The sequence below is a fragment of the Candidatus Poribacteria bacterium genome, assembly GCA_021295715.1.
Lineage (GTDB): Bacteria > Poribacteria > WGA-4E > WGA-4E > WGA-3G > WGA-3G.
Genome location: JAGWBV010000005.1, coordinates 60,867 through 85,682, shown reverse-complemented (window position 1 = coordinate 85,682; position 24,816 = coordinate 60,867). Strand labels below are relative to the sequence as shown.

The following is a 24,816-nucleotide window of genomic DNA, read 5'->3' as shown; positions in this document are numbered from 1 at the left end:
TTACCAAGTGGTAACGCTATGAATGTCGGTTTCCAGTGTGATACATATATTAAACCACATTTTGCTAAAAATGTCAAGTGTTTTTTCAAAAAAAAACGCCTTGGCCTCACACACGAGGGCGGTTTTTCCTCCCAAGTCTAAAGACTTGGGTTTCCAAACCGAAACATAGATGATACAATTTCTGATAATAGATTCCCAGAATCCGAAAAAATCCGTAAGGGCTTAACTATGTAGTTAATCATGCTGTTTAAGGGATGAAGAAATAAAAAAGAAAAATAGATAATTGAGACGGGAAAACCAAAACAGTTCCCCCGTCTCTTTTTTATTGCACGCCAAGCCACTTTGTGCTATCCTATTCTCTAAGGAGATAGTGGTATGCATCAACCCACAGACACCCATCGCACAGCGAAAGATTTATCGCCTGATGAGTTAGCAGAATGCCGCCAACGGCTCTATCAACACCTCCAAAATCGGAAGGTGGATGAGGCATTGCTGCAGCGCGCCTGGCAAACAGCACATCAAGTAGCCACCATGCTTTATGAAGACTTTGGGGCAACACAGGTTGCTGTCTTTGGATCACTCGCAGGACAGACATGGTTCTCAAAAGGGTCAGATATTGATATTGCCGTCTGGGGGCTGCCATCTGATTTATATTTTCGCGCTGTCGCACAAACCATCGGGTTTAGCCAAGAATTCAGAATAGATTTAATCAATTTTGACAATTGTAAAGGGCAGTTTCGCGAACGTGTTCAGAATCAAGCCGTGCCCATTCAAAAAAACGGAATCTGCTTTGACACAACTACTGCACAGGATCGCCAAAGAACGCTTATAAGAAAAGAGGAAACTAACGCAGTGAATCAGGCGGAACTAATACAGCGCATTTCCGATGGATATACAAACGTAGAAGATGCAGTTCGACGCATCGGGGAAGCTTTGGAAAATATTGAAGATGCCCCGGCGCGGTACAGACGGAGTATAGAACTTGAGATCGCCAGGTACCTCTACGATTTCTATAAGCAATTGGAAAACATTTTCGTGCGAATCGCACGCGAGGTTGACCGATCATTACCTGCCGGGGAAGAGTGGCATAAAGCACTCTTACAGCAAATGGCGGAACCAAAACCGACACGGGTATTTGTACTGTCCCAAGAAACCTGTGCGGAACTACAGGATCTTTTAGGATTTCGTCACGTTTTTGTCTATATCTACGGTGCCAAATTGGACTATGAACAAATGCTCAAAAATGCCGAGCGAGTGAACAAGGTATTCCCAACCGTCTCCAAAGAACTGAACGCCTTCATTGCTTACTTGGAGAACGAAGAAAATGACTGAACAGACCCTTCTTCAACAAATTACAGACTTCTGCCGTCTGCTCCGACAGATGGGTGTCAATGTTACGACGACCAACCAATTGAGTTGGTGTGAGAGCGTCCAACTGATTGACATCGGTGAGCGGGAGGCGTTTTATCACACAGCACGGACGAACCTCATCGCTGGAGAAACTGAACGGGAGACGTTTGACACCGCTTTCAATCTGTTTTGGCGATATCCGCGTCCCGAATTCCAAACTGTGGAGACGGAAGAGGAGACATCAGAACCGTCCAGTCTCCAGGAACTCTCCGATGCCAGTGATGAGCAGGACATTGTGGAACAGTGGTTGGATACCGAAGCAGAGGATAATGAGGAAGGACAGGAAGACGATCCAATCGCTTACAGTGCCGAGGATCTTCTGACTCGGAAGGATTTCAGTGAGTTCACAAAAGAAGATATAGAGAAAGCACGGGAGATCGTCGCGAAACTGGCGGCAGTGTTGGCAACAAAACTCAGCCGCCGAAAGGTTGTCGGTAAAAAGGGAAAAACTATTGATTTTCGACGAAGTTGGCGGCAAAGTCTTGTCCACGGCGGCGAACCTCTTGAATTAATTCGGAAACAGCAGAAGATTAAGAAAACCAAGATTCTACTCCTTTGTGATGTCAGCGGCTCAATGGATTGTTATGCCAAGTTTCTCATCCAATTCATCTACGGCATGCAGCAGGAGCTGAAAGAAGTGGACGTCGCAGTCTTTAGCACACATCTGACAGACATCACTGGACTTCTCCAAAGGAAAGGGTTAGCAGAGGGTTTGAATGAGGTCGCGAATGTTGTCCCGGACTGGTCGGGTGGAACGAAGATTGGGGAAAGCCTGCTGGAATTCTATCGGCAGTTTGCGCCGTCTTTCTCGGCATATCGTTCCGTCGTTATCCTTATCAGCGATGGCTGGGATCGCGGCGATGTAGATGTGTTGCGCCATTCTATGGAGATGATCCATCGGCATGCGTATCGGTTAATCTGGCTCAATCCATTGCTCGGTAGTGACGGCTATCAGCCGATTTGCCGAGGTATTCGCACGGCTTTGCCTTATGTCGACTATTTCCTTCCGGCACACAATTTGGAGAGTTTGGCACAACTGACAAGGATATTAATTCCGCTCTGGGCACGATAAACAGTGCCCACAAACGAAAAAAAGTAAGATAAGGAACTCTAACTATGCAAGTTCAGGCGGCGGTGATGCTCCAACCGGGACAGATAGAAATCCGCGAATTCGAGAAACCGAGCCCCGCAGATGACGCGCTCCTCTTACAAGTGGACAGCGTCGGAATTTGTGGCAGTGATAAACACATGTATCTTGGGCATACTGCCCTAAAATTTCCCGTCATCCCCGGACATGAAGTCGTTGGCACTATTGCTGAGATCGGTAAAAATGCGAATCAGGTTATGAATGTGATGGGGGGTCCCATCAAAGCTGGCGACCGCGTGACTGTGGTGCCTGGTTCAAAGAACTGCGGCAGATGCTACTATTGTTTGCACGTCCCGGGTCGTCCAACTCTGTGTTCCGGACGCACCATTTATGGGTTTAGCAACAGCGAAACACCACCGTATCTGAACGGCGAATTCGCCGAGTATACCTATATCCACGGCAATTCTTGGGTGTATAAAATGCCGGAAAGTGTCCCGGATGAGATTCGCGTGCTGACGGAACCGGTAGCGGTTGCGACACGTGCCGTTGAACGCGCGTGTGCCCCCGGTCTGCCGCAAGTCGGAGATGGATACAGCATCGGGAATCGGGTTGCGGTTCTCGGATGTGGACCGATCGGTCTCCTTGTCGTTGCTGTGCTACGGGATAGCGGTGCTGGGACTATCATCGCCACCGACCTTGTTGACAGTCGATTAGATATGGCGAAGCAGATGGGAGCGGATGTGGTTATCAATGTCGGGGATACAACGCCTGAAGAACGGGTCGAGCAGATTCAGGACCTCACAAACGGTGTCGGCGTGGACATCGCCATTGAATGTGCAGGCATACCAGCGGTTTTCTCCGAGGCATTGGATGTCGTGCGACGCGGTGGAAAGGTTATCGAAGTCGGACATTACACCGATTCCGGAGATATCCGTGTCCGACCGCACCAGATTTGCAACAAAGACTTAGATGTCTGCGGTGTATGGGCATATCCGCAGATTCAATTCCAAACAGCGTTGGATTACCTTCAGATAACGCGCGCCCCGCTGCATGAATTGATAACGCACCACCTACCGTTGCATCAATTGGAAAAAGGCATTGACATGCTCGGACAAGAAGGCGTTTACAAGGTTGTAATTGAACCACAGTTGTAAGAGTGGCAGTCGGCTTCCAGCTTTCAGCTGTCGGCGGGCGACCTGTCAGTTTACGTAAACTTTCATCTCACAAGGAACCCAAGGGGACTAAAAAACTCTCCTTGCTGACCACTGACACCTAAAATTGTGAGTGGAGGGAACAATGAAAAACTACAGCAGTCAGCAAAGAAACGATTATCAATCAGCAGTCAAGAGTCAGCAAGGCAGGGTAGGTTCATCAGAATCCCCTTTACTGATGGAAACCGATAGCCGATGGCTGATAGCCATCTTTCTGATATGTTGTTGTCTGTCGTTGAACTTTTTGATTGGCATTAAAGACGGATTTGCAGCGGATAGCAAAAGTCCCGTTTCCGATGATGTGCCAGTAGAGGGACCTCCTCTCTTCAAAACCATAGAGGGTGCGAAAACCTACATCGTGCAGCATCAGAATAAAGACGGCGGCTGGCCCCTAATCTCCGGCGGAGATAGCAATGTAGAGAGTACTGCCTTCGCGGTTTGGGCGTTGATCGATGCAGGATGGGGTACCGGATCACAGGTCGTCCGAATGGGGGTTCAGTATCTCAGAAATACACAGTTGGATAACGGAGGTTGGAACAACAACACCGCCCACACTACCTTTGCGCTGATTGCATTAGCAGCAGCAGAGACCGATCCTGAAGTCCGTTTTAAAGGGCTCCAGTGGTTAAAAAAAGCACAGAACCGCAGTGGTGCATGGGGAAAAAAAGAACGGAGTCCTGACAACGTTCTCTACACTGCCGCGGTATTAGCTGGACTGAGGAGGCTTGGTTTCAAAAAAAATTTTGAACCGATCTCCAAAGGCGCAGCTTGGCTGGCGGAAGGTATTAATTTCGATGGCGGCTGGGCGTTAGAACGTGGGGGCAGGTCTGACGTTTTCATAACGTCCTGGGTGGTTCAAGGTCTGGAGACTGCTTACAATATCGATATCCAAATTGCCTGGCTAAAGCAGTTTCAGAATGATGATGGCGGATTCGGGAGATATAAGGGGAGTCCAAGCGACCCAGAAATCACAGCGATTGCAGTTATGGCACTCGCTGCCGGAAACGATCCACTCAACACCCGCCGGGTTGCTATCAACTATTTAACAAATGTGCGACAGGAAGACGGCAGTTTCGTCAGCAATACACCAATTGAACTGTCGGAACCGACCACCAATTTACAGTCAACCTGTTTCGTGCTCATCGCTATCCATGCCAAAACGCCGGATGAACTTAATTTACAGTGACAACATATCGCGCAGGATGAAAAACAGCGCATTCATCTCCGTTCATCAGCTCCAATGCCCTGCCTTGCCAATGCCCCCGGCATAATATAGTGTTCACCTTTGGTTACCTGAGCGACCTGCCGTTGGAAATTATCTCCGATGGAGTTGCTTCGCATGGAGGTAACCCCGCCGATGACGTAAACCCGAGCAAACGCACCTCGACATACTGAAATTGCTTTGCCCGCGGTATATCCTTTTTCTGATCGTTTGCTCGTTGGTTCATCTGTGACGATGATGAGGACGAGGTTGCGCCCTTCTTCGGTGCGGAGTTTTGGCACGCCTTCAATGATGGCATCCAATAGATGCTCATCGCCATTTTTTGGGAGGCGAAATAGCGACTTTACCTGCTCTGTTTCCAATGGGGGCTTGGTTATAACAATAGTACTTTCGCCGCCGCCGACCGCTGCCCAAAACCGGATAATCCCAAACTGATAATCTAATCCAGCTGCGTTGAAGACAGAGACCATGAGATCCAAACCGTCGCAGGCGGGATCCGTCTTGGTTTGCATACTCAAACTGTAATCAAAGACGAACACAACGTCTACTTTACCGGGGTTACTCGCAACCAGGTTCTCGGCAATGCGTTTAAACAATCCATCAATCCTGAGGAGTGCCTTATCGGCAATTGTGTCCCCGCTCCGAATACGCTGCCCATCCATCCGTCGCTGGCTTGAATCGATTGGGTACCACATACCGTTCGTTTCATCAGTAAGTTCCGCTTGAACCTTTTCGCTCATACCGATGCAGTTGAGTTGCACGTCGTTGCTTCGACAAAGATCGATAATCTGTTGGCTAATTTTATTTTTCGCCTTTGCTTCTGTCCATGAGGTGCGCAGCCGAGAGTTGGCCACCACAACGAACTGTGTTATTGCGTCTTCTCGGAATTCCAACTCGTTCAAGCCTTTTATCACAGCGTCGAGTCCATATCCAGATTCAACGTTGTTTCCGGATTCCACTCGCATACCGCGGAAAGCATTTTCAATCTTGAGATAATCAAATGTCCATTGATGGAAATTGACGCGGGGTTCTCCGTATACTGAATGAAAACTCACCAACGCAAATCTGTAATCCATTGTTTTCGCCTCTATAACGGGGAGTATGTCAACGAATCTTTTTTCAAGGTCGGCGAGATGTCCTAACATTTGTCTGCCCCCGTCAACGACGAGTACTATATCTACTTTTGGGTTCTGAGCGTGCTGCGTTGCGCGTTTTGCGATGTCCTTGAGGCTTGCCCCTATATCCGCTTTGAGAGTATCTTTTTCTTTTTTCGCCCCTGGATCTACCAAAATTCTGTGTTTCCGTCGAGGCGGACGAACCTGTGCCGATGCTTGCAATGTGCCTACCAACAGTCCTATGGCAAGCAAGCAGCATATCCAAACCTTTGGGTCCCACTTGCAAACTAAACCTTGCTTAACAATAGTCATACCATCTCCGAATTAAAATTCAATTAGAAGCTGCGGCACTCGCAGCTAATATGTGTCCAAGTCAATTTCTTCCTCGCTAAACCGGAGGTGTGCTTGATTGACTAATTCAACAATACCGTCCCACTGCTTACGCGTTCCGTCAGAAATACCTTCCCTTTCAAGTGCCTCAGCAAATTCAAGGAGGGTGCCGCTAAACTTGTCTTGCAAGTAGACATACTCCTCAGTCTGATCTGTGTTCTTGGGTGGCTCGAAGCTTGAGATGCTCTCTGTATATCTAACGAGTCGTTTCACCGCCGCAATGGCTTTCTCTTTACTCTCTTTGTCATCAAAGTAGTCAACGATAACAAAATAGTCATCTATCATCAATGCCATAAGTGCTTTGAGATCGTCAACCTCAGGCATATCTTCCTGTGGAATATTAGGATCCGGTGCTTTTTCGGCATCAGGCTTCGATGCTTGTTTCAGAAAGAGAGCATAACTCATAACCAACGTCTTCTTTGGAATCAAAGCGACCGCGTTTGCAGCATCTTCATGCCCGTTGATAACTTCGATATCCACTCCCACCCTGAACGCATCGTCTCTGCCCATACCGATGAACTGATTGAGAAATCCTTCCGCTGCAACAGCGTCTGACCCCTCATGTTCATAGATTTCCACCTTTACAATTTTCCCTCTCATGTCCAATCCAACGGCACCTTTAATAACGCCGTGCGGTCCCTCTGTATCAGCTAACAACACCAAACCCATCGGTTTCTTTCTATCGCTGATCGGAATGTGGAAAGTCGGTTTCAGGTCTTCCGCTCGAAGCTTAACACCGAGTTCCTTCTCAATAGCAGTTATCTTATCTGGCACAAGGACAGGATTTCGTTGAACAAATTTTTTGGCTTTCGGGAAGATGGTTTCCGCCAGTTTCTCACCGGATGACTCACCAGCACTGCTAAGTAGTGGTGTGCTCAGTATGAAAAAAATAAGTCCTAACAGAATACCTGTTCGAGGCTGCCGATAGATTTCGGAAAACATCACAATCTCCTTTTTTAACTATGGGAATCTGGGCGTTATTCCAAATGTAAAGCAAGGACAAATTATGCCATTTTAAGGTATAACTTCGTCTCACAACGGTGTCTGGTTAATTCCAACGCGGGAGTTTGAACGTTTTTTACGAGTTTTTATTTACGCCGTAAGTTTATCAGAAATCGTTTTTTTTAGAAAGACTTTTACTGTGACTCCGCATTCAAAACAGCTTGCGGACAACCTGATCCGCTCGTCTACAACCCTAAGACTTCTAAACGAAAAGTGACGCTATGGCGGTTTAACCACAACACTTCAACGTCTGGTCTGGTAGGAACACTCACTTTCGGTCTCAAAAAACTGAACTGATAGCCGAGTGATCCGTTCAATTGCGTCACTCCAAAGATACTGTCAATCAGTCTTATGTTGAGTCCAGTAGACGCTTCCGCACCAAAAGTATTCTGAATATTCGCTGGTGCGGAGAACTGTTCAGTAAAGGCATAGAAATTTGATCCGAGTCCAATAAAGGGTGCCCATTTCCCACGTCCACCGAGCGTCAACATCATACCAACAGTTTCAACACCCAACGTCCCGAAGGGTAAGACATCCGCGTTGCCGCCGCGAGTATCCACGACGTAACTACTGAATGGGACTGAGAACTGAAGTGCGGATGTCAACTGATATCCTATTGAGAATTCTTCAGTACGTGCGGTCTCCAGTTCATCATCAGTGAACGCCAATCCACGCCCCGTGCTTACGACCACCCCTTTGGCAACATGTAAGTATTTTTCAAGTTCAAGTGCAGTACCGACAGTTGGTAACCCCATAAGACCGACCAATATGTAGATGCTGAATGTAGTCAGAAGTTTCATGATACCTCCAATGCTGAAAAAATAATCCTTAAGCAAGTTTCAATATTGAAATTGTGTTTTTGATTCCAAAATTGGTTGGAAGATTGGAAGCATGGAAGTTTGGAAAATAGCGGATACGCGGTCTCCTCCAGCCTTCCTCAAAACCTGATATTGATTTCTTAATATTGCTTATGTATTTCCTCTACCGCTGGCGAATCCAATGCTCAATAGGATAGAAGAGGGAAAATAACACAGGTGCCAAAATAAGGTTAGCCACCGTTGCCGAGACCATTCCGCCGAAGGTAGGGACCGCGACAGGTTTCATCAATTCCGCGCCAGTAGTCGTACTGATTTCTGCTAACATGATTGGTAATAACGCCAAGATCGTGGTTGCTGTGGTCATGATGATGGGTCGGACGCGCAATAAACCAGCATTGATTACGGCTTCGTCAATCGGTTCACCACCCCGAACGCGTTCCAGCAGGTATTCGATTAAGACGATGCCATCTTCGACGGCTATGCCAAATAAGGCTATATATCCCACCCACACCGCTGTGCTGTATTTAATCGCGTAACCACCGCCGAGTGCTTCTGGCACAAACGCCATCAACCACTGCATCCACATACCACCGATGAAAGCAAAGGGGATCGCAAGAAAGATCGAAAACATCGCAGAAGGCGACTTGAACTGGAGGTATAGCAACATGAAGATGACGGCGATACATACCGGGACGACAATCGTTAATCGATTGCGAGCTTCCAATTCAGCTTCGTACTGTCCGCTGAAAGCGTAGAAGTAGCCTTGCGGTAGCGTCGGCTTAATCGTTTCATCAAGAGTCTCTTGGGCTAATGCCACGAAATCAACCAGTCCAATGGTGTCAACATCCACATCACAAAAGACGCGAGAAAAGAGCAAGGTATTTTCGCTCGCAATCTTCGCTGGACCGGGTCGCCTCTCAATTCTCACGAGTTGTTCAAGTGGAATATGCAGTCCTTTTGGGGCTGGCACAAGGACACGCTTAAGTGCTTCAATATTGTCCCGCAATTCTCTCATGTAACGGATACGAATTGGAAATCGTTCCCGTCCCTCAACGGTATAAGTTAGATTCATGCCACCGATGGCTGTCATGATGATTTGCTGCACTGTTCGGATTTGGATGCCGTAGCGAGCGGCTTCCTCTCTGTTAATATGAAATTCGAGGTATGGCTTATTTCCAATCCGCTCGGCATAGGGACCTTGTGCTCCCTCAAGTTTAAGGAGTTCCTGCTCAATGCGGACCGCAATCTCCTCAATTTTGGCAAGGTCCTTACCAAACACCTTAATTCCGATTGGGGTTTGTATACCCGTTGCAAGCATATCAACGCGATTGCGTATAGGTTGCGTCATGATAGGTGAAACCCCCGGCATCCGGGTAGCCTCTGTCAGCTCGGTAATGAGTTCGTTCCGGTTCTTAGTTCGGAAGTAATCCTTATGTTTGAGAGTAGGTTCAATTTCCTCGGCAATCTGATGAAGTTTCGCCTCAGTCTCAGATTCACCTATTTTAACGTGTTCCAATCCCATCCCACCCATCCGCGTTTCAGTGAGGAGTTCTTCTAAAAGGATACGTAATAACCAGATGCGATAGAGACTCTCGCGCTCGTCAACTGACAGGTAAGAGTTGTGGTATGTTGTCGCTAAGATATCAAACCGTTTTATGGTCGCTGCGACGATGTCCGCCAGAAAATCGGTATTGATATGGCTTGCATGTTCCTCGCTTATCAGCCCTGCGCGTTTTAAGCGTTGGACGAGATCGGACACAAGCTCCTCCGTTGAATTGCGTTTAACCGCTCGTCGGGGCCACTCCACTGGGTCAACTATATTGACAATAGTTTCAAACATACCAATTGGGGCAGGATCGGTTGCTGTTGTCGCTCGTCCCAATTTTCCTACGACAAGTGAAACCTCTGGAAATCGATTCATAATCAAATCTTGCTTCGCCATGACATCCTTTGCTTGCGTAATTGAGGCACCCGGTAGCAGCACCGGCATAAACAGCAGTGCCCCTTCGTTAAGTGGCGGCATGAATTCCTGCCCAATATTTTTATAGAATGGGGTCAGTGGTATGCTTGCGAGAAATATAAGTATCGCCAAAACAACAACAGCGAGCTTCGTCCAGATATTCTTTACAGCCAGCCGAATGATCGGGCGATAACAGGTTCTGAGGACCCACGTAATCCGATCAGCTAATTTTCTTAGGGGCCAGCTGAGTATCGCAAAGAATTGTGCCACTACTTTGGAAACTACACCTGTCCGGGTACGGGTTGGGTCTGCAAGTAGAAATGACGCTAAAACTGGCACCAGACTAATCGCTATGAGGGCTGCCCCAAGCATAGCGAAAGTTTTTGTATAGGCGAGCGGTTTGAAGAGTTTACCTGCTTGACCCGTCAGAGAAAAGACAGGTATGAAGGCGACGATAACGATGAGCATTGCAAAGAAAATAGGCGGCCCCACCTCTTTAGCGGCACGAGTTGCAACTTGAAGTTTGCTTTCACCTGGGTGAGGTGCCTGTAAATGTCGTGTAATATTTTCTGTCATTACAATACCGGCATCCACCATCACTCCAATCGCAATGGCGATGCCACCCATTGACATGATGTTCGATGGTAAACCAATAATCCGCATTCCCACAAACGAAAGCAAAACCCCCATCGGTAAGACAAGTGCTATTATCAAACTACTTGAAACTTGACCCAAGAAAAGCAGGATAACAACTGCTGCAACGATGATTTCCTCCGTCAGCGTTTCCTTCAGGGTATCTGTTGCCCGGTGAATGAGATGGCTCCGGTCATAGAACGGGACAATTCGGACACCTGATGGAAGTCCAGGCGTGAGTTCCGCTATTTTCGCCTTGACGTTCTCAATCACACGTAACGGATTGTCACCGTATCGCATGAGCACGACCCCGCCGGTTGCAGGAATGCCGGCTTTGTCTAAAGCACCGCGCCGAAAGTCAGGACCTTCGCTGACTGTCCCAAGATTTTTGACGTAGATGGGCACGCCGTTATGTGCCTTGACAACAATATTTTCTATGTCCGCGATGTTTTTGATGAAGCCCAAACCTCGAATCAGGAACTCCATCCCGCCTTCCTCAATAACTTTCGCACCAACATCAAGATTGCTCCCTCGGACAGCATTGTAAACCATTGATAACGGCACGTTATACGCTAATAAGGTATTTGGATCGATGTCAATCTGATACTGTTTAACATATCCGCCGACCGAGGCGACTTCAGAAACGCCATCAGCAGAGGCGAGATAGTAACGAACCGTCCAGTCTTGGAGGGTCCGAAGCTCATGAAGCTCCAAATTGGAGGCAATAAGCGTCCCTCCATCTTCGGGACAGGTGCCCGGCTCGGCATAGCGTTCTGTTGGATGATTGGGGCAATAATACCCATTCTCAACGGTATACCAAAATACCTGTCCAACACCCGTTGCATCGGGACCAAGGACCGGCACAACCCCTTCTGGCATGTCTTTCTGTGCAAGATTCATACGCTCCAGTACACGTGTGCGAGCCCAATAGAAATCGACATCATCCTCGAAGATAATATTAATGTAGCCAAAACTAAACATTGAAGTTGAGCGAACATCTTTGACATCGGGAATCCCGAGCATGGTAATGCTCAAAGGATAGATAACTTGATCTTCAATGTCTCGAGGGCTTCGTCCGGGCCAATCTGCGAAGACAATAACCTGGTTTTCGCCGATGTCCGGCATAGCATCAATGGGTGTCCGGTTCAACGCCCACCACCCCGCCATTGTGACAAAAACAAAGATAACTAATACCAACAGGCGATTCTTCATACAGATTTCAATAATTCGGTTAATCATTTTTAGTGGTTATCGGTTGTCGGTTATCAGTTATCGGTTAAGAGATTTTCGTTTGACAACGTCTCTTATCTGATGACTGAAAGGATTTTGAAAAAATCCGTACTGACAACTGACGACTCCTTAATGTTGATGAACAGGCGCGGTTGATTCTTTATCACCGAGTGCTCCGCCATAAGCACCTGACGCGGAACCTGTTAATTGGGTCTGCGAATCTATGAGGAAGTTGCCATGGGTGACAACCATATCACCAGGGGTAAGCCCACTCACAATAGGATAGTACCGGCGTTTGGTTTCTGAGTCCTCCGATGTTCCCCAAGCTTCGGGCCCCACCTCAACCTCAATTTGTTCATAACCGGATTCACCGCGATCCACGAAGACGATCTTCCGTAAACCAGTGTCAATGACTGCACTCTTGGGGACAGTTAAGACTTCACCTGTCATCATAAGTGGCTTCCCATCACGTGGACATAGTCCTGGGACGGTCGCATATTCATCCAGATGGTCAGGGCACTCATACTTGAAAATTAGTGGGGGCTGATCTGCACGAAGGGTAGGTGCGGTCATGGAATGATGTGCGTGAGAATGTGCACCCGTTGTTGACTGTTTTTCAACGAGATCCATACCACAGATGGAACACTCACCAAACTCATCAGACTGTTCTTCCGGATGCATCGGACAGACCCACATAGTAGATGCTGCCGTCTCTGCGGGTGTAGACATCTCTGCTCTTTCAACGAGATCCATACCGCAGATAGAGCATTCACCAAACTCATCAGACTGTTCTTCGGGGTGCATCGGACAGACCCACTTCCCCTCCGCTTCAGACGCAGTCATATCGGTGTGTGTCGGTTCCAAGTCCATGTCACATATCTCACATTCAGTGGGATGTTCAGACGTAATCCATGGATGCATTGGACACGCATACGGGGCTTTTGAGATGGCACCTTGGGTATAGATTTCTGCAAGTGTCGGTTTTATTTCAAGGGTCACATACATCCCTGGACGGAGTCGTCCAGTCGGATTGGGAACTTCTATTTGGACTTTCTGCGTCCGCGTTTGTGTGTCAAAGAACGGATAAATATAGGTGACTTTGCCAGAAAACGCTAACCCTGGCATGGATTGCGTCGTAATTTCAACCGCCTGTCCCATGTAAATCCACGGCAGTTCATACTCGTAAACGTCCGCCATAATCCATAAACTATTAAGGTCGGCAATGTGGTAAAGATTCATACCCTTGTTCACGTGTTGACCTTGCGTGACGTTCATGTGAACCACAGTCCCAGCCCTCGGTGCGAAGAGCGGTAAGGTCGTACTGACTTCTCCTCGGTTGCGAATATCTTCAATCTGATTTAAGGTCAATCCATACAATTCAAGTTTGGATTTCGCAGCGGCAACGGTCTGTTCAACCGATCTACGCAGTTCGGCGTATTCCGTGTTTTGAAGTTCCTCAATACTTTTAAGTGCAGTCAAATACTCTTCTTGTGCTGTGACTAATTCCGGGCTGTAGATAGACAAAAGTTCATCACCTTTACGCACTTTGATCCCAGTAAAATCAATGTGTAAGTCCTCAATCCATCCTGAAATTCGTGTTGAAGCATAAGCCATACGTGTCTCGTTATAATCAAGAACACCGACAGTTCGGATTTCACGTTCAACTTCGCGGAAGACAACAGGTTCAGTACGCACTGGAATCAGTGCTTTCTGCTGCTCAGTTAATTCCAGTCCTGACCCTTCGTAAATAGGAATCAGCTCCATCTTACAAACTGGACAACTGCCAGGTTCTTGCATTTTGACTGTAGGGTGCATAACACACGTCCAGAAACGAATCTGTTTTCCATCGTCAGTAGACATCGCCATCTCTGCATGACCCGCGTGTTCATCCATGCCTCCGGTGTTCTCCTCCGATGTTGTTTCACGTTTTTCAGCTGGTGCATGATCGGCGTGTTCATCCATGCCTGATGCGTCCTCTGGTATTGTTTCACGTTTTTCACTGACATGATGCTCCATCTCAGCTTTCTCTTGCTGATTACAGCCGAATATAAAAAGCAAAGTAATCATCAGTGTCGTTGCGAGGCAGAAATTTTTAGACATTTTGTGAACTCCTTTTTTAAGTGATTGCACTGAGCATTTTTTTAATTATGGCATCTGGGCACCATTACATGGCGGTTTCTGGTGAATCCCAACAGAGCCTGAACCCCGTAGAAGTGAAATGTCTATAGAGGTTGTTTGGGCAATATCATGCCAACTGCCTGTTCCAACTGTGCGAGATGGTGGCGATAATCACGCAACGCCTGCTGCTCTTTAATCCGCAAATTTAATAAAGTGCGTTGGGCGTCAAGAAAACTCAAAAAGTCAATTTGCGCTGCTTGATAGGCTGTATTCGCGGCATCCAACGCTTGCTGTGCTTGCGGAAGCAGCGTCCGGCGATAGAGGCGAATACTCCGATCTGCTGTTTCCATTCCAAAATGATGTTTTTTTACAACAAAACGTATCTTGCTCTCAAGTTCTTCGATCCGATGCTCCATCGCTTCAATTTTTACATTCACTTCATGGATGTATGAGTTTCGGTGACCGAACCACGCTGTATCTCTCGGATTTAATGTGCGTTGCGTCATAAAAGTCATGGGCATTTTTTGTGTATGTTTCACGTCCGGCATGCTCCGGTTTTCAAAGTAACTTGCACCGACGGTCGGGTCAGGGTAGGTCATCTGTTTTGCCATTTCCACAGCCAAGCCCATTTTACTAATTACCAACTTCTGTTTTTGGATTTCTTGACGTTCCTGCGCTGCTAACGCATACAACTCAGCCAAAGTAGATACAACACGTTCTTCTTCAACTGGCACAGGAATTCCTAACGGCAAATCTGCTGAAGCGTTCAATAACGTATTAAGACGCGCAATGATAGTTTCCCGCTGTTGTTCAAGCGTAATAATCACGTTTGCTAACTTTGATAACTCTACCTGTGCCATAATGACGTTTGAATATTTGCCTTGTCCGACGCGAAACTTCGCCTGGGCAATAGCAATCATCTGCTGCAGTAATTTCTGATTTTCGTCGTTAATACGGGTCGCCTCAATGACGAAAAGATAATCGTAGTAAGCTAACTTGATTTCGGTCACCAGATCTCGCAGGGCAATTTCAAACTCCTTTTGGGCAATTAGCACATCTCCAGTAATAATCTGCCCTTTCAACGCTAAGGTATCTGGAAACGGAAACTCCATTGCCATCATCTCTTTATGGCGCATCGATCCAACTTTCGTATCAAGCTGTTTCGTGAAAGCGTTATACTGACGCAACACATTCTCTAAGTAGACGGCTTGCGGATATTGCTCCAGGACCGCTCGAATTTTTTCACGGGCAGATTTCAACCCCGGACTCCATTCGTATCCAAGTGCCACAAGAAGTTCCAACGCAATAGGTTGGGCAAGCCGGGCTTTTGACTTCTCAGGCGACGCTGCCAATTCTCGATGTGCCTTCATGGAGTCTGTCGAAAGATCGTAAAACAGATGTGGCATCGGTGTTTCGCTTTCCAATTGGGCTTTCCACTGTTTCTGGTACTTCAACACCTTCGCTTCAATTTCGCTAAGAAATTGGTCTGATGCCACGATTGGATCAATTTCAGTCTCGGGCACCTTTTTTTCGACTTCTGTATAGTAATATGCGGGTTGTTGTATCTCAGTACTACGCAACTCTTGGTAGGTCTCCAGTCGATGGCTGGCACACCCACCTACCAAAACAGTGAGCATTATGAGACAGATTTTAATAGTTGTCGGTACGAAAATCTGCGTGAGCAGATTTTCTTTCAGTCGTCGGTTGTCGGTTGAAGAGGGATATGGTTTAACAAAACCCTCTTGTAACTGAAAACTGAAAACCGATAACCGATAACTATTCAATGTGCGAATCATCGATCTTCCCTCCAACGAGTTTCTCCAACCGAGCTACATTCTGTTGGTAATCCGCAATCGCACGCAACCGAGCGAGATTGAAATTTAACCAAACGCTCTGCGTCTCAAGAAATCCCGCAATGCTTTTGGGACCTTCCTGATGCCACGTCTCAGCGACCTCAACAGCAGCACCTGCTTGCGGAATGAGTGTAGTTTCATAGAGTTCGACAAGCCGCCGTGCGTTTTCAAGCCGAAAGTAAACTTTCCGGAGAGCCACCTTTGTTTGATCTTCCAAGGCGCGCTCGTTCGCTGTGACGACTTCATGATTTTGCTGTGCCTCGCGAATTTTGCTACTATTCTTTAAACTTGACCACGGAATTGTTACACCAAAACCGATGCTAAATGGATTTTTACCACTGCCGGGCGCGTCTAACATCAAGGCTTCACCCGTCTCTATTGTCATTAAATCAAGCTTAAGCATGGGCTTGGTCTGGAGCTCTGCGAGTGCAATCCGTTGGGCGGCTTTTTTAACGTTTAACTCCGCAATTCGCAACTCTTGTCGTTTTGATAATGCCTGTTTCTCTATATCAGCCAATCCTACATCAAGCGGCTCGTATGGAACTGGCACTGTCTTACCCAGCGACATCGTTGAAGGCACAGATAGGATTCCATTGATATTGGCATGTTCAACGTGCTGCAATTCCTCAAGTAGAATAAGATCGTATTCCAACTGCGCCAGTTGACTCTGTGCCTTCAGTACATCATTAAGTGTCGCCTTTCCTTCCGCATAACGCGTGGTTGCAATCGCGAGAATAGAGGCTATCAGTCCATGATTTTGTCGTGTCAGCTCGACCGCCCGTTGGAGATATGCCAATTCATGGTAACTTAGTTTCAGTTCAACAATGAGATCACGTATTACCTGCTCATGCTTCACACGCTCAATCTCAATCGCTTTTTTGACGACTTCTCCGGCTGCATCAAGGGTCCCCGGGTAGGGAAACGCTTGTGAAAAACTCACCCGATGGCGTTGAGGTCCGACTCGCGTTTCCACGCTTCGCAAGAAGTAGCCATACATGAACATCGGATCGGGCAATGCTGTCACTTGCGGGTATTGCTCAATTGTCGCCTGCCACTGTGCCTTTGCGGCTTTAACTTTAGGATTTCGGTCAACAGCAACCCGAATTAAACTCGGTAGTTCAAGGGTGTCCGCAAATAGAGTGGACACATCGGTTTGCGCTGCGGTTGTTGCCGTCTGCGTCATTCCATGCGCTTCCGTTTGCACCAGAATGGCTAACACCAATATGCTGCCGATAACGATTGCTGTTACTTGATGGCGTAAACTAATTTCACGCATTATCGTCTCCTTGTTAATAGTTATCAGCTGTCAGTCGTCAGTTAAGAGAGGGTTTAGTTAAATCAACCCCCACTTGAACCGATAACTAATAACCGACAACTGACAACCCTTAAAGTGAAATCTTGACAGCTGGGCTTGTCACGCGAACGCGAACCTCATGTTCTGTACCTGTTGGCATAGTAATAAAGCCTTGGTAGGTACGCGTCATCTTGCTATATTTCAGTAGTGCCATCTTCGTTTCCCCTTCAGTATTGGTAACCTGAATGGCGAGTTTAACATCACCTAACGCAATCTCTCCATGCTCTTGCGTCGGGTATATACTGAAATAGTGCGTTTTTCCCTTAATCTCGTCGGCTTTTATCATGCCCCCCATTCCCATGTGAGACATCATCATCTTGTACGCCTCTGTCGTTATCACGTTGAGATCGAATGTCAAATTTCCCACTGAAATTGTCTGGAGGTACTTGTCCGGATTCGCCTTGAACATCTCCGCCTGCATGTCGTTGCAGAAGTAATAGGCTTTTCCGTCCTGTTCAACCTTGATCATTGCCGAAGGTTTCATCATCATGCCGTCAACCGCGCAACGCACTTTTTCACCATCGGCAGCTGCGTGCTCGCCGTGGTTATGGGCTTTATGCGCTTTGTGTGCCTCCTCCGCATTCAGCGAAAAGATTGAGAATAGTAGCACAGCCAAGATTGCCAAGAAAGAGGCGACGATGCGTCGCGTCATTTTCATCTTCATTTTTTTCTCCTTTAAATCAAAATGAATAGGTCGTGGTCAAAGAGACCAAATTGCCAAATTCAATCGCATCGCTTTCATCGTAAAGGGTTTCTTGCGTTAGTGGAAACATGACGTTGACAGACACAAAAATACCGTCCAGTGCTGACAAGGACATGCCCAGTGCCGCCATACTGTAACGCATCCCTGTGTTGATATCACGCTCTCCAGCCCAAGAGGCAGAAGTTTGATAAAAACCGAGATAGTTTCCGTTAAATGAAAGCCAATCGGAAAGGCGGTATGTAAAACCAGCCGTATAAGTTAACTCTGTTGAGCCTTGATAGGTCTTGCTGTTCTCATAGAATGGAAATGTTCCACGTGCGGAAGCCGTGATATTCATACCTCGATAGAGAGGTAGGTTGTACTGCAAATTGGCAGTCGGGTTAAAGGTGCCGGTCCCGAACTGGATATGGAGGTGTTCAATGCCTGCATCTCCGAGTATCCACGGATTTTCCTCGGTTTTGCCAGTTGGGATTGTTGAACCCAATCGAACAAATAGGAGGTCATCCGTTTTAAAGAATCCATGCATTTTATAGCCTAAGAACACATCCAGATCCGAAAGTCCGGTATAGGTTTCATCTCGATGATGGATATCCCGACTCCGCAGAATAGCTTGCTTGTCTTCAGGACTCACCGGATCAATCCATTCAATACTTGCGTCCTGGTTTCTGACTGCATACGGAACGTTTGCCTGCAGCGTCCACTGATCGTTCAGCAAGTATTGCAATCCAACATCAATTCGGTAAGTGCTCAACGCCACATGGTGTCTATGTAAAGGCGCGTCGATAATTTCACCCGTTGGTGAAAGCCCTCTTGATTCAAGATGCCCACCTTGTGCATCTGGGGACACTAACATATTGATATTTACTCGAAACTGATCTATCTCTTGTGAAGCCAAACTGACTTCATTCATCAGACCGCTGGGCGGTAAGACGGGATTACTTCAGGCGGGACAACTTTCTTGTGTGAACCCGAAAGAGATAAACATCCAATTGAACAACATCGCGCATAAAAACAAAGGGATTTTCATAATTGTAATTTTTCTCATTTGAAAAGTAGTGTAGCACAGCGAGACACGAAATCTCGCGCTACAGGTTTATTACAGTTCCCTCGGCAAACCTTCACGAATAGGACTTACGCAGTTCCCCGGTAGGTGCGGAATGTAATACGAGGAATGGATTTAGTCTATCCGCAGACTAAATCCCCTAACCGCACCGATCACTGGTGAATAGGCGTAATGATCCAATTTTGGATAAGTCCTGATTAAAAGAAAGTTCGGGAAAACGTTACGAAAAAAACAGTGAAATTAAGGAATGGGTGAGTGCTTGAAAAATTCCGAGTGGAACTCACTTAGCACTGGGTAAATGGGGGGCCTCTACGGGATAGAGAATGGTCGAGGAAAAACGTGGAGGTTAGCGGCGCGGGGGAATTCTTGAGCGATTCCCACGGTGTAACAGGTAAAGTTACTGAAACAGGAAGAATTGAGACAAGAGACTGCTCAATCGATTCATTTAATTTCTGCGTGTTGTACCCATCGTCTGGAAGAACAAGTTCTAAATCTTTTGAACAGCACGGATTACTGCTGCCAGATGGGGTTTCGGCAGTACCCGCCGCGTCTGTTTCGGTGATTTGGCAGCAGGTTGATCGGGTTTCGGTATCTCCGACCAAGACTTTTTGAGGGACGCTGTGGCAAGACTTCTGTTCCAAAGTTGCACATAGAAACGGACATACCGAATAAACGTACAAAAGTCCCACAAGTAGAATGAGAATTTGCCGATGTTTTGTTAGCACGGTTCAATAAACTCCGCTGTTTTCGTCAGAAAGTGGAAGCCGAATAAAATACTTTATGATATTATACACCAAAAATCAAAAAAGTTGCAAAAAAAAGCAGACAATCTAAGATTTTAATTTTCTTTGCTTTTTTAATCATAGGAAATCATAGGTCAACTCCGTGATATAAGCACCGTTTTTTATTGCACTGCTACATTGTCTGAGGCCACACAGAAGGAGAATGTTACGCTGGCGTAAAACCTTTAAGTGTGCCATAAAAGTTGAATTAAGTTGCATTCCAGATACGAATGAGATATACTATTTGGCGAGTTCCGCTCTTGCACCTGTAGTATCTTGAAGTGTCGTACTCCGTACTTTAAAAAAATAAAAAAAGATAGTCAAATCGTTGTCTTTACAAATTACAACGGAGGAAAATCTCATGACGTATATTAAAGTTCCAAAGGGATGGGAAATCCCTGAAAATCAGGCGACATCTGAATCAGATTATATCAATCGCCGGAAATTCATCAAAAACTTGGGGATAGCGAGTGCAAGTGCCTTACTCATTCCAAGTTCAAACGCATGTGCCCAGAATAAAGGGGTTCAAAAGCAGTTAGAGCCTTTCCGTGCGCAAAAACTTGATGTCGAAAATAATGCAGACTTTACTGTAAAGCGGCAGATGACTGATGAAATCATCGCTGCGACCTACAACAATTATTATGAATTCACCAATAGAAAGAACACTGTTTGGAAAAAGGTGGATAAATTCAGAACACGCCCATGGGAAGTTGAAATATCGGGATTGGTCGAAAAGCCAATGACCCTGGATGTGGACGATTTAATCAAACAGATGCCGATCGAAGAACGCATCTACCGACTCCGGTGTGTTGAAGCGTGGGCGATGGTGGTGCCGTGGATCGGATTTCCAATGAAAGCGTTGCTTGAAAAAGTTCAACCTAAGGCTGAAGCCAAATATGTCCGGATGCTCACATTTTTGGACCCCGACATGGCACCTGAGCAACACAATGCCCGCTTGCCGTGGCCCTACTTTGAAGGATTAACGCTCGACGAGGCAATGAACGACTTGACGCTACTCGGTGTCGGTATCTATGGGCATGTCTTGCCGCCGCAGCACGGGGCACCTATTCGGCTTATCGTCCCTTGGAAATATGGATTTAAAAGTATTAAGTCCATTGTTAGCATTGAGTTGACCGATCAGAAGCCACGGACTTTTTGGAATACGCTCGCGCCGAGGGAATATGGCTTTGAGGCAAACGTCAATCCCAATGTGCCGCATCCACGCTGGTCGCAAGCCAAAGAACGGATGATTGGAAGTAATGAAAGACATCCAACGAAGATTTACAACGGCTATGGCAGTTATGTTGCCCACCTCTATTAAGGACAAACCTTTCAATCAAAGTCGCAAAGTGACCGCTTGAAATAGCAGGGAACAAATGGATAAAAAACAGACAGCCACAATAACTTTTCTTGGACTCTTCTGCTCGGTTTTGCTACTATTCGCCGGATGTGACGAGTTTCGTGCGGATATGTTTGACAAGAAGGAAGTTAAACTTGAAGTTGGTCCCATTGATAGCAGTGTCGTCACGGCGAATACTAAATTTGGTTTTAACCTGTTCGATGAAATCCGTAAAACTGAGCAGGACAAGAATATTTTTATCTCACCGCTTAGTATTTCTACTGCCTTAGCAATGACGTTGAACGGCGCATCCGGTGAAACCGAGCAGACAATGACCAACACGTTGCAATTGCAAGGGTTAGGCTCCGAAGCGATTAACAGAGGCTATGCCGGATTGCGCCAAATACTTTTGACATCAGATCCGAAAGTAACACTCGCCATTGCGAACTCGCTTTGGGCGCGTCAAGGATTCTCGTTCAAACCAGATTTCTTGCAGCGAAACACCCAATTTTTCGGAGCGGAGATTTCAACACTGGATTTTGATGCCCCAAGTGCTTCACAAACAATTAATCAGTGGGTAGATACTAATACAAACGGTAAGATTAAAAAAATCGTTGACGATGAGATCGACCCATCGAAAGTATTATTTCTTATCAACGCTATCTACTTCAAGGGTACGTGGCAAAGAGAATTCAACCCATTGAGGACACGAGATGATACCTTCTATCTCTCAAGTGGCGATGAAAAGCAGGTGCCAATGATGACCCAAAATCATTGGTATCCATACTACAAGGGAGAGGAATTTCAAGCGATTAGCCTCGCTTATGGCGATGGGCAAATGCGTATGTATATTTTCCTCCCGGACCCTGAATCCGACCTCAACATCTTTTTAGAGAATTTGAACGCCGAAAACTGGGAAAATTGGATGCCGCAGTTTCGCACACAAGACGTGTCCCTGGTCATGCCCAAGTTTAAGTTGGAATATAGAAAGACCCTTAACAACACGCTGAAAGTCCTCGGTATGGATATAGCGTTCGACCCAGCACTTGCAGATTTCAGCCGTATGGCACCCTTAGAGATTTCGGGTCAAAATTTGTATATCGGAGAAGTGATTCATAAAACCTTCGTCGAGGTCAATGAAGAAGGAACTGAAGCTGCGGCGGTGACCAGTGTTGGGGTTATTGAGACAAGTGCGGTATCGCCACCACCAATTCCTTTTATTGTAGACCGACCCTTTTTCTTTGCGATTCACGATAACGAGACAAAGACTATCCTGTTTATGGGCGTTGTCGCGGAGCCGTAGGTGAAAATATATGGTGATTCCGGGAAAAACACCGTCTCTTCAAAGAATCAGGTGGATGTGGGCAAGAACTGTATCGTATCAAAAACTCTTCCCATGGCTGTGGCTGAAAGGGACCGTTTTCATTATCCTGCTGCCGATAGTTTCAACATCGGCAGCTTGGCAATCAGTAGAGAGTCCACACTTCCGAGTCTACTATCAGAAAGGAACGACGGACCCAGGGTCGATTCTTCAGGTTGCGGAGGATTTCTATGCCGAATTGCCACAGTTGACAAGTCGTATTCCCGCGGGAATAATTGATATCTGGGTCTGCGACACACAAAAGGAGTTCCAAGCTTCCGTTCATGCTCCGATCCAAGATTGGGCGGTTGGCTGCGCCTTTCCGTTGAGTCGACGTATCGTCATCCAGAATCCGAAACATATTGCCCTTGCGAAGTTGCAATTGACGCAAGTTTTGCGTCATGAGATTGCACATGTTCTTTTCGGACAGTGCACCCGTAAAGCCGTAAAAGAAATCCCACTCTGGTTCATAGAAGGCATCGCAATTTATTTCGCTGAGGAGTGGGTGCCAAGTCGACACGAAACATTGTTAAAACATATTTTCTCAAAATCTATTATACCACTTCATGAACTGGAACGGCGTTTTCCACGGACGCAAGCCGGTGCAGACTTGGCGTATGCTGAAAGTCAGGATACCCTCCGTTGGTTGGTTGAAGTCAAAGGTAAAGATGCGCTGTTTTCACTGATTGCCGAACTCCACGCTGGCAGCAATTTCAGGACGGCTTTTGAGACTGTCGTTGGATGGGATCTCGCCACCTATGATGCCCTTTGGCGCGAATCGCTGACGGAACGTTATCAATGGGCATCTCTCTTTTCTAATTCCTACGTCTTGTGGGGAGGTTTCGGTGGACTTGCGCTTATCGGTTATCTCGTCTGCTGGAATCGGAGACGACGGCACTTGAATAGACTCGCACAGCAAGAAGACGCTATAGACCCATTTTTCAAATTTTAATTTTTCCTTGCGGAGGAACAACGAGCGTTTGAATTTTAACGTGCGTTCCTCATATCCGCTCTCCATTTCATTACGAGCTATAGGTTTTGATGCTATGGTAAGAGGTAAAAAGTGTTAGACGACTTGCTCCTAACTGACAACTGATTACTAATTATCCGTTGCGGTTCGGTCGGGCGGCTTTGGAGATTACGGACTATACTATTATGAACATTTCACTTATTGACCTCGCACTTTGTTTGATCTGTTTTACCTCCGCTGCGACTGCCCAACCCAAGTTACTCGCGCAGTACCCTAACCAACTGACACGCGATGGGCACATCGTTGTTCTACCCGACCATGGCACTCTCTATATTGTTTCTGATCTGCACGCACATTGGGATGATTTTAATCAATGGTTACGACTCACGAAACTGGTTGAAAAAATTCAAGCAGATGAAGATATTTACGGATTGATACTCGGCGATGCGGTTGATTATAAACCCGATGAACCGAGACATCCGCCTTATGGGGATACTCTCATTATTGACCGGGTTATGGAACTCCAAAGACAACTCGGCGATAAGGGTGAAAGGATTATCTACCTCCGAGGCAACCATGAATTCGCTGCTGCAGACGCCTACGCAATGCTCAAAAGGCAAGGGATGACAACACAGAACCGGAGACATTTTATTCGCGCTTTATACGACAGTCCTCTCGGTGCCTATTATGAGCAGTTCAACTTTATTGAAAGAATGACGGACGAACAGTACGAATTTCTGATGAACCTACCGACGGTGGTCGTCGGGAAAAACGGCTTCGTTGGTATCCATGCGGGTCCCGCGCGTTTTGTCACAAGTCTCGCTGATCTGGTGAATCCGACTCCTAAGACTCTTGAGGAGCTCCTTTGGCATCGTCCAGAAATCGCTTATAGTGGTGGATACACCTTAACGCATATTAAAAATTTCCTTGAAGCGATCCACGGGAATATCCTTATCGTTGGACATACCCCAATTCACTATTTTCCAAAACGGAATGTCAGAGATGGTATAGCGACGTTCGGTGAAAGTCAACTCATTTTTTCGACAGGATACAGCGGTCGACCTGGAATTCCTACGTATATTGAAATTGACTTGGCAGAGACGTACCCGTCTGTAGATGTGCTGAAGTTAGGTGCAAATATCCACCACCTCTATAGCGAAACGCAAAAGCCAAAATCCGACTAAAGGGCTATCTCT

At 46.7% G+C, this 24,816-nt stretch carries 18 protein-coding genes; 8 read left to right on the top strand and 10 right to left on the bottom strand.

Annotated features, from left to right (window positions below):
* Positions 1-375: 375 nt before the first annotated feature.
* From J4G07_02945 to J4G07_02930, 4 genes are all read left to right on the top strand, one after another.
* Positions 376-1,332 carry a hypothetical protein gene (locus tag J4G07_02945; protein MCE2412938.1) on the top strand — a complete coding sequence of 319 codons (957 nt, stop codon included), beginning with the start codon at positions 376-378 and terminating at the stop codon, positions 1,330-1,332.
* On the top strand, positions 1,325-2,482 hold the full coding sequence (locus J4G07_02940) for a VWA domain-containing protein (protein MCE2412937.1): 1,158 nt from the start codon (positions 1,325-1,327) through the stop codon (positions 2,480-2,482). The genes J4G07_02945 and J4G07_02940 overlap by 8 nt, the downstream gene beginning before the upstream one ends.
* A 44-nt stretch (positions 2,483-2,526) precedes the next feature.
* Positions 2,527-3,651 (top strand): zinc-binding dehydrogenase, encoded by a 1,125-nt coding sequence (locus J4G07_02935; protein MCE2412936.1) that lies wholly within the window; start codon positions 2,527-2,529, stop codon positions 3,649-3,651.
* A gap of 142 nt (positions 3,652-3,793) precedes the next feature.
* Positions 3,794-4,894, top strand: a complete 1,101-nt coding sequence (locus J4G07_02930) for a terpene cyclase/mutase family protein (GenBank protein ID MCE2412935.1) — start codon at positions 3,794-3,796, stop codon at positions 4,892-4,894.
* A 32-nt stretch (positions 4,895-4,926) separates the two neighbouring features.
* Here the strand turns inward: J4G07_02930 and J4G07_02925 are convergent, their stop codons facing one another.
* The 10 genes from J4G07_02925 to J4G07_02880 form a co-directional block, all read right to left on the bottom strand.
* On the bottom strand, positions 4,927-6,357 hold the full coding sequence (locus tag J4G07_02925; protein ID MCE2412934.1) for a hypothetical protein: 1,431 nt from the start codon (positions 6,355-6,357) through the stop codon (positions 4,927-4,929).
* Between the two features lie 45 nt (positions 6,358-6,402).
* Positions 6,403-7,377 (bottom strand): hypothetical protein, encoded by a 975-nt coding sequence (locus tag J4G07_02920; protein MCE2412933.1) that lies wholly within the window; start codon positions 7,375-7,377, stop codon positions 6,403-6,405.
* A 245-nt stretch (positions 7,378-7,622) separates the two neighbouring features.
* Complete coding sequence (locus J4G07_02915) at positions 7,623-8,237, bottom strand: hypothetical protein (protein MCE2412932.1); 615 nt, start codon at positions 8,235-8,237, stop codon at positions 7,623-7,625.
* Between the two features lie 181 nt (positions 8,238-8,418).
* A complete protein-coding gene (locus J4G07_02910) occupies positions 8,419-12,087 on the bottom strand; it encodes an efflux RND transporter permease subunit (protein MCE2412931.1) in 3,669 nt (1,222 codons plus the stop codon).
* Between the two features lie 120 nt (positions 12,088-12,207).
* The gene (locus J4G07_02905) at positions 12,208-14,178 is read right to left on the bottom strand and encodes an efflux RND transporter periplasmic adaptor subunit (protein ID MCE2412930.1); all 1,971 of its coding nucleotides are present in this window, start codon (positions 14,176-14,178) and stop codon (positions 12,208-12,210) included.
* 122 nt (positions 14,179-14,300) lie between these two features.
* The gene (locus J4G07_02900; protein ID MCE2412929.1) at positions 14,301-15,992 is read right to left on the bottom strand and encodes a TolC family protein; all 1,692 of its coding nucleotides are present in this window, start codon (positions 15,990-15,992) and stop codon (positions 14,301-14,303) included.
* Positions 15,973-17,325, bottom strand: coding sequence for a TolC family protein (locus tag J4G07_02895; protein ID MCE2412928.1), 1,353 nt, complete (start codon positions 17,323-17,325; stop codon positions 15,973-15,975). The genes J4G07_02900 and J4G07_02895 overlap by 20 nt, the downstream gene beginning before the upstream one ends.
* Positions 17,326-17,434: 109 nt before the next feature.
* Positions 17,435-18,067 carry a YHS domain-containing protein gene (locus J4G07_02890; protein ID MCE2412927.1) on the bottom strand — a complete coding sequence of 211 codons (633 nt, stop codon included), beginning with the start codon at positions 18,065-18,067 and terminating at the stop codon, positions 17,435-17,437.
* A 16-nt stretch (positions 18,068-18,083) separates the two neighbouring features.
* Entirely contained in the window at positions 18,084-19,016 is a 933-nt protein-coding gene (locus J4G07_02885) for a hypothetical protein (GenBank protein MCE2412926.1), read from the bottom strand.
* A 640-nt stretch (positions 19,017-19,656) separates the two neighbouring features.
* Positions 19,657-19,860, bottom strand: a complete 204-nt coding sequence (locus J4G07_02880) for a hypothetical protein (protein ID MCE2412925.1) — start codon at positions 19,858-19,860, stop codon at positions 19,657-19,659.
* 452 nt (positions 19,861-20,312) lie between these two features.
* On the opposite strand from J4G07_02880, the gene msrP reads away from it, so the two are divergent.
* The 4 genes from msrP (at position 20,313) to J4G07_02860 (ending at position 24,804) form a co-directional block, all read left to right on the top strand.
* Positions 20,313-21,272 (top strand): protein-methionine-sulfoxide reductase catalytic subunit MsrP, encoded by a 960-nt coding sequence (gene msrP / locus J4G07_02875; GenBank protein ID MCE2412924.1) that lies wholly within the window; start codon positions 20,313-20,315, stop codon positions 21,270-21,272.
* A 148-nt stretch (positions 21,273-21,420) separates the two neighbouring features.
* Positions 21,421-22,593, top strand: a complete 1,173-nt coding sequence (locus tag J4G07_02870) for a serpin family protein (GenBank protein ID MCE2412923.1) — start codon at positions 21,421-21,423, stop codon at positions 22,591-22,593.
* Between the two features lie 55 nt (positions 22,594-22,648).
* The gene (locus tag J4G07_02865) at positions 22,649-23,602 is read left to right on the top strand and encodes a hypothetical protein (protein MCE2412922.1); all 954 of its coding nucleotides are present in this window, start codon (positions 22,649-22,651) and stop codon (positions 23,600-23,602) included.
* 203 nt (positions 23,603-23,805) lie between these two features.
* Entirely contained in the window at positions 23,806-24,804 is a 999-nt protein-coding gene (locus J4G07_02860) for a metallophosphoesterase (GenBank protein ID MCE2412921.1), read from the top strand.
* Positions 24,805-24,816: the final 12 nt, after the last annotated feature.

What these genes read in the sequence shown, in the direction of transcription:
- J4G07_02945 (MCE2412938.1), top strand. Translation starts at nt 376, where the DNA reads ATGCATCAACCCACAGACACCCATCGCACAGCGAAAGATTTATCGCCT.
- J4G07_02940 (MCE2412937.1), top strand. Translation starts at nt 1,325, where the DNA reads ATGACTGAACAGACCCTTCTTCAACAAATTACAGACTTCTGCCGTCTG.
- J4G07_02935 (MCE2412936.1), top strand. Translation starts at nt 2,527, where the DNA reads ATGCAAGTTCAGGCGGCGGTGATGCTCCAACCGGGACAGATAGAAATC.
- J4G07_02930 (MCE2412935.1), top strand. Translation starts at nt 3,794, where the DNA reads ATGAAAAACTACAGCAGTCAGCAAAGAAACGATTATCAATCAGCAGTC.
- J4G07_02925 (MCE2412934.1), bottom strand. Translation starts at nt 6,357, where the DNA reads ATGACTATTGTTAAGCAAGGTTTAGTTTGCAAGTGGGACCCAAAGGTT.
- J4G07_02920 (MCE2412933.1), bottom strand. Translation starts at nt 7,377, where the DNA reads ATGTTTTCCGAAATCTATCGGCAGCCTCGAACAGGTATTCTGTTAGGA.
- J4G07_02915 (MCE2412932.1), bottom strand. Translation starts at nt 8,237, where the DNA reads ATGAAACTTCTGACTACATTCAGCATCTACATATTGGTCGGTCTTATG.
- J4G07_02910 (MCE2412931.1), bottom strand. Translation starts at nt 12,087, where the DNA reads ATGATTAACCGAATTATTGAAATCTGTATGAAGAATCGCCTGTTGGTA.
- J4G07_02905 (MCE2412930.1), bottom strand. Translation starts at nt 14,178, where the DNA reads ATGTCTAAAAATTTCTGCCTCGCAACGACACTGATGATTACTTTGCTT.
- J4G07_02900 (MCE2412929.1), bottom strand. Translation starts at nt 15,992, where the DNA reads ATGATTCGCACATTGAATAGTTATCGGTTATCGGTTTTCAGTTTTCAG.
- J4G07_02895 (MCE2412928.1), bottom strand. Translation starts at nt 17,325, where the DNA reads ATGCGTGAAATTAGTTTACGCCATCAAGTAACAGCAATCGTTATCGGC.
- J4G07_02890 (MCE2412927.1), bottom strand. Translation starts at nt 18,067, where the DNA reads ATGAAGATGAAAATGACGCGACGCATCGTCGCCTCTTTCTTGGCAATC.
- J4G07_02885 (MCE2412926.1), bottom strand. Translation starts at nt 19,016, where the DNA reads ATGAATGAAGTCAGTTTGGCTTCACAAGAGATAGATCAGTTTCGAGTA.
- msrP (MCE2412924.1), top strand. Translation starts at nt 20,313, where the DNA reads ATGACGTATATTAAAGTTCCAAAGGGATGGGAAATCCCTGAAAATCAG.
- J4G07_02870 (MCE2412923.1), top strand. Translation starts at nt 21,421, where the DNA reads ATGTTTGACAAGAAGGAAGTTAAACTTGAAGTTGGTCCCATTGATAGC.
- J4G07_02865 (MCE2412922.1), top strand. Translation starts at nt 22,649, where the DNA reads ATGTGGGCAAGAACTGTATCGTATCAAAAACTCTTCCCATGGCTGTGG.
- J4G07_02860 (MCE2412921.1), top strand. Translation starts at nt 23,806, where the DNA reads ATGAACATTTCACTTATTGACCTCGCACTTTGTTTGATCTGTTTTACC.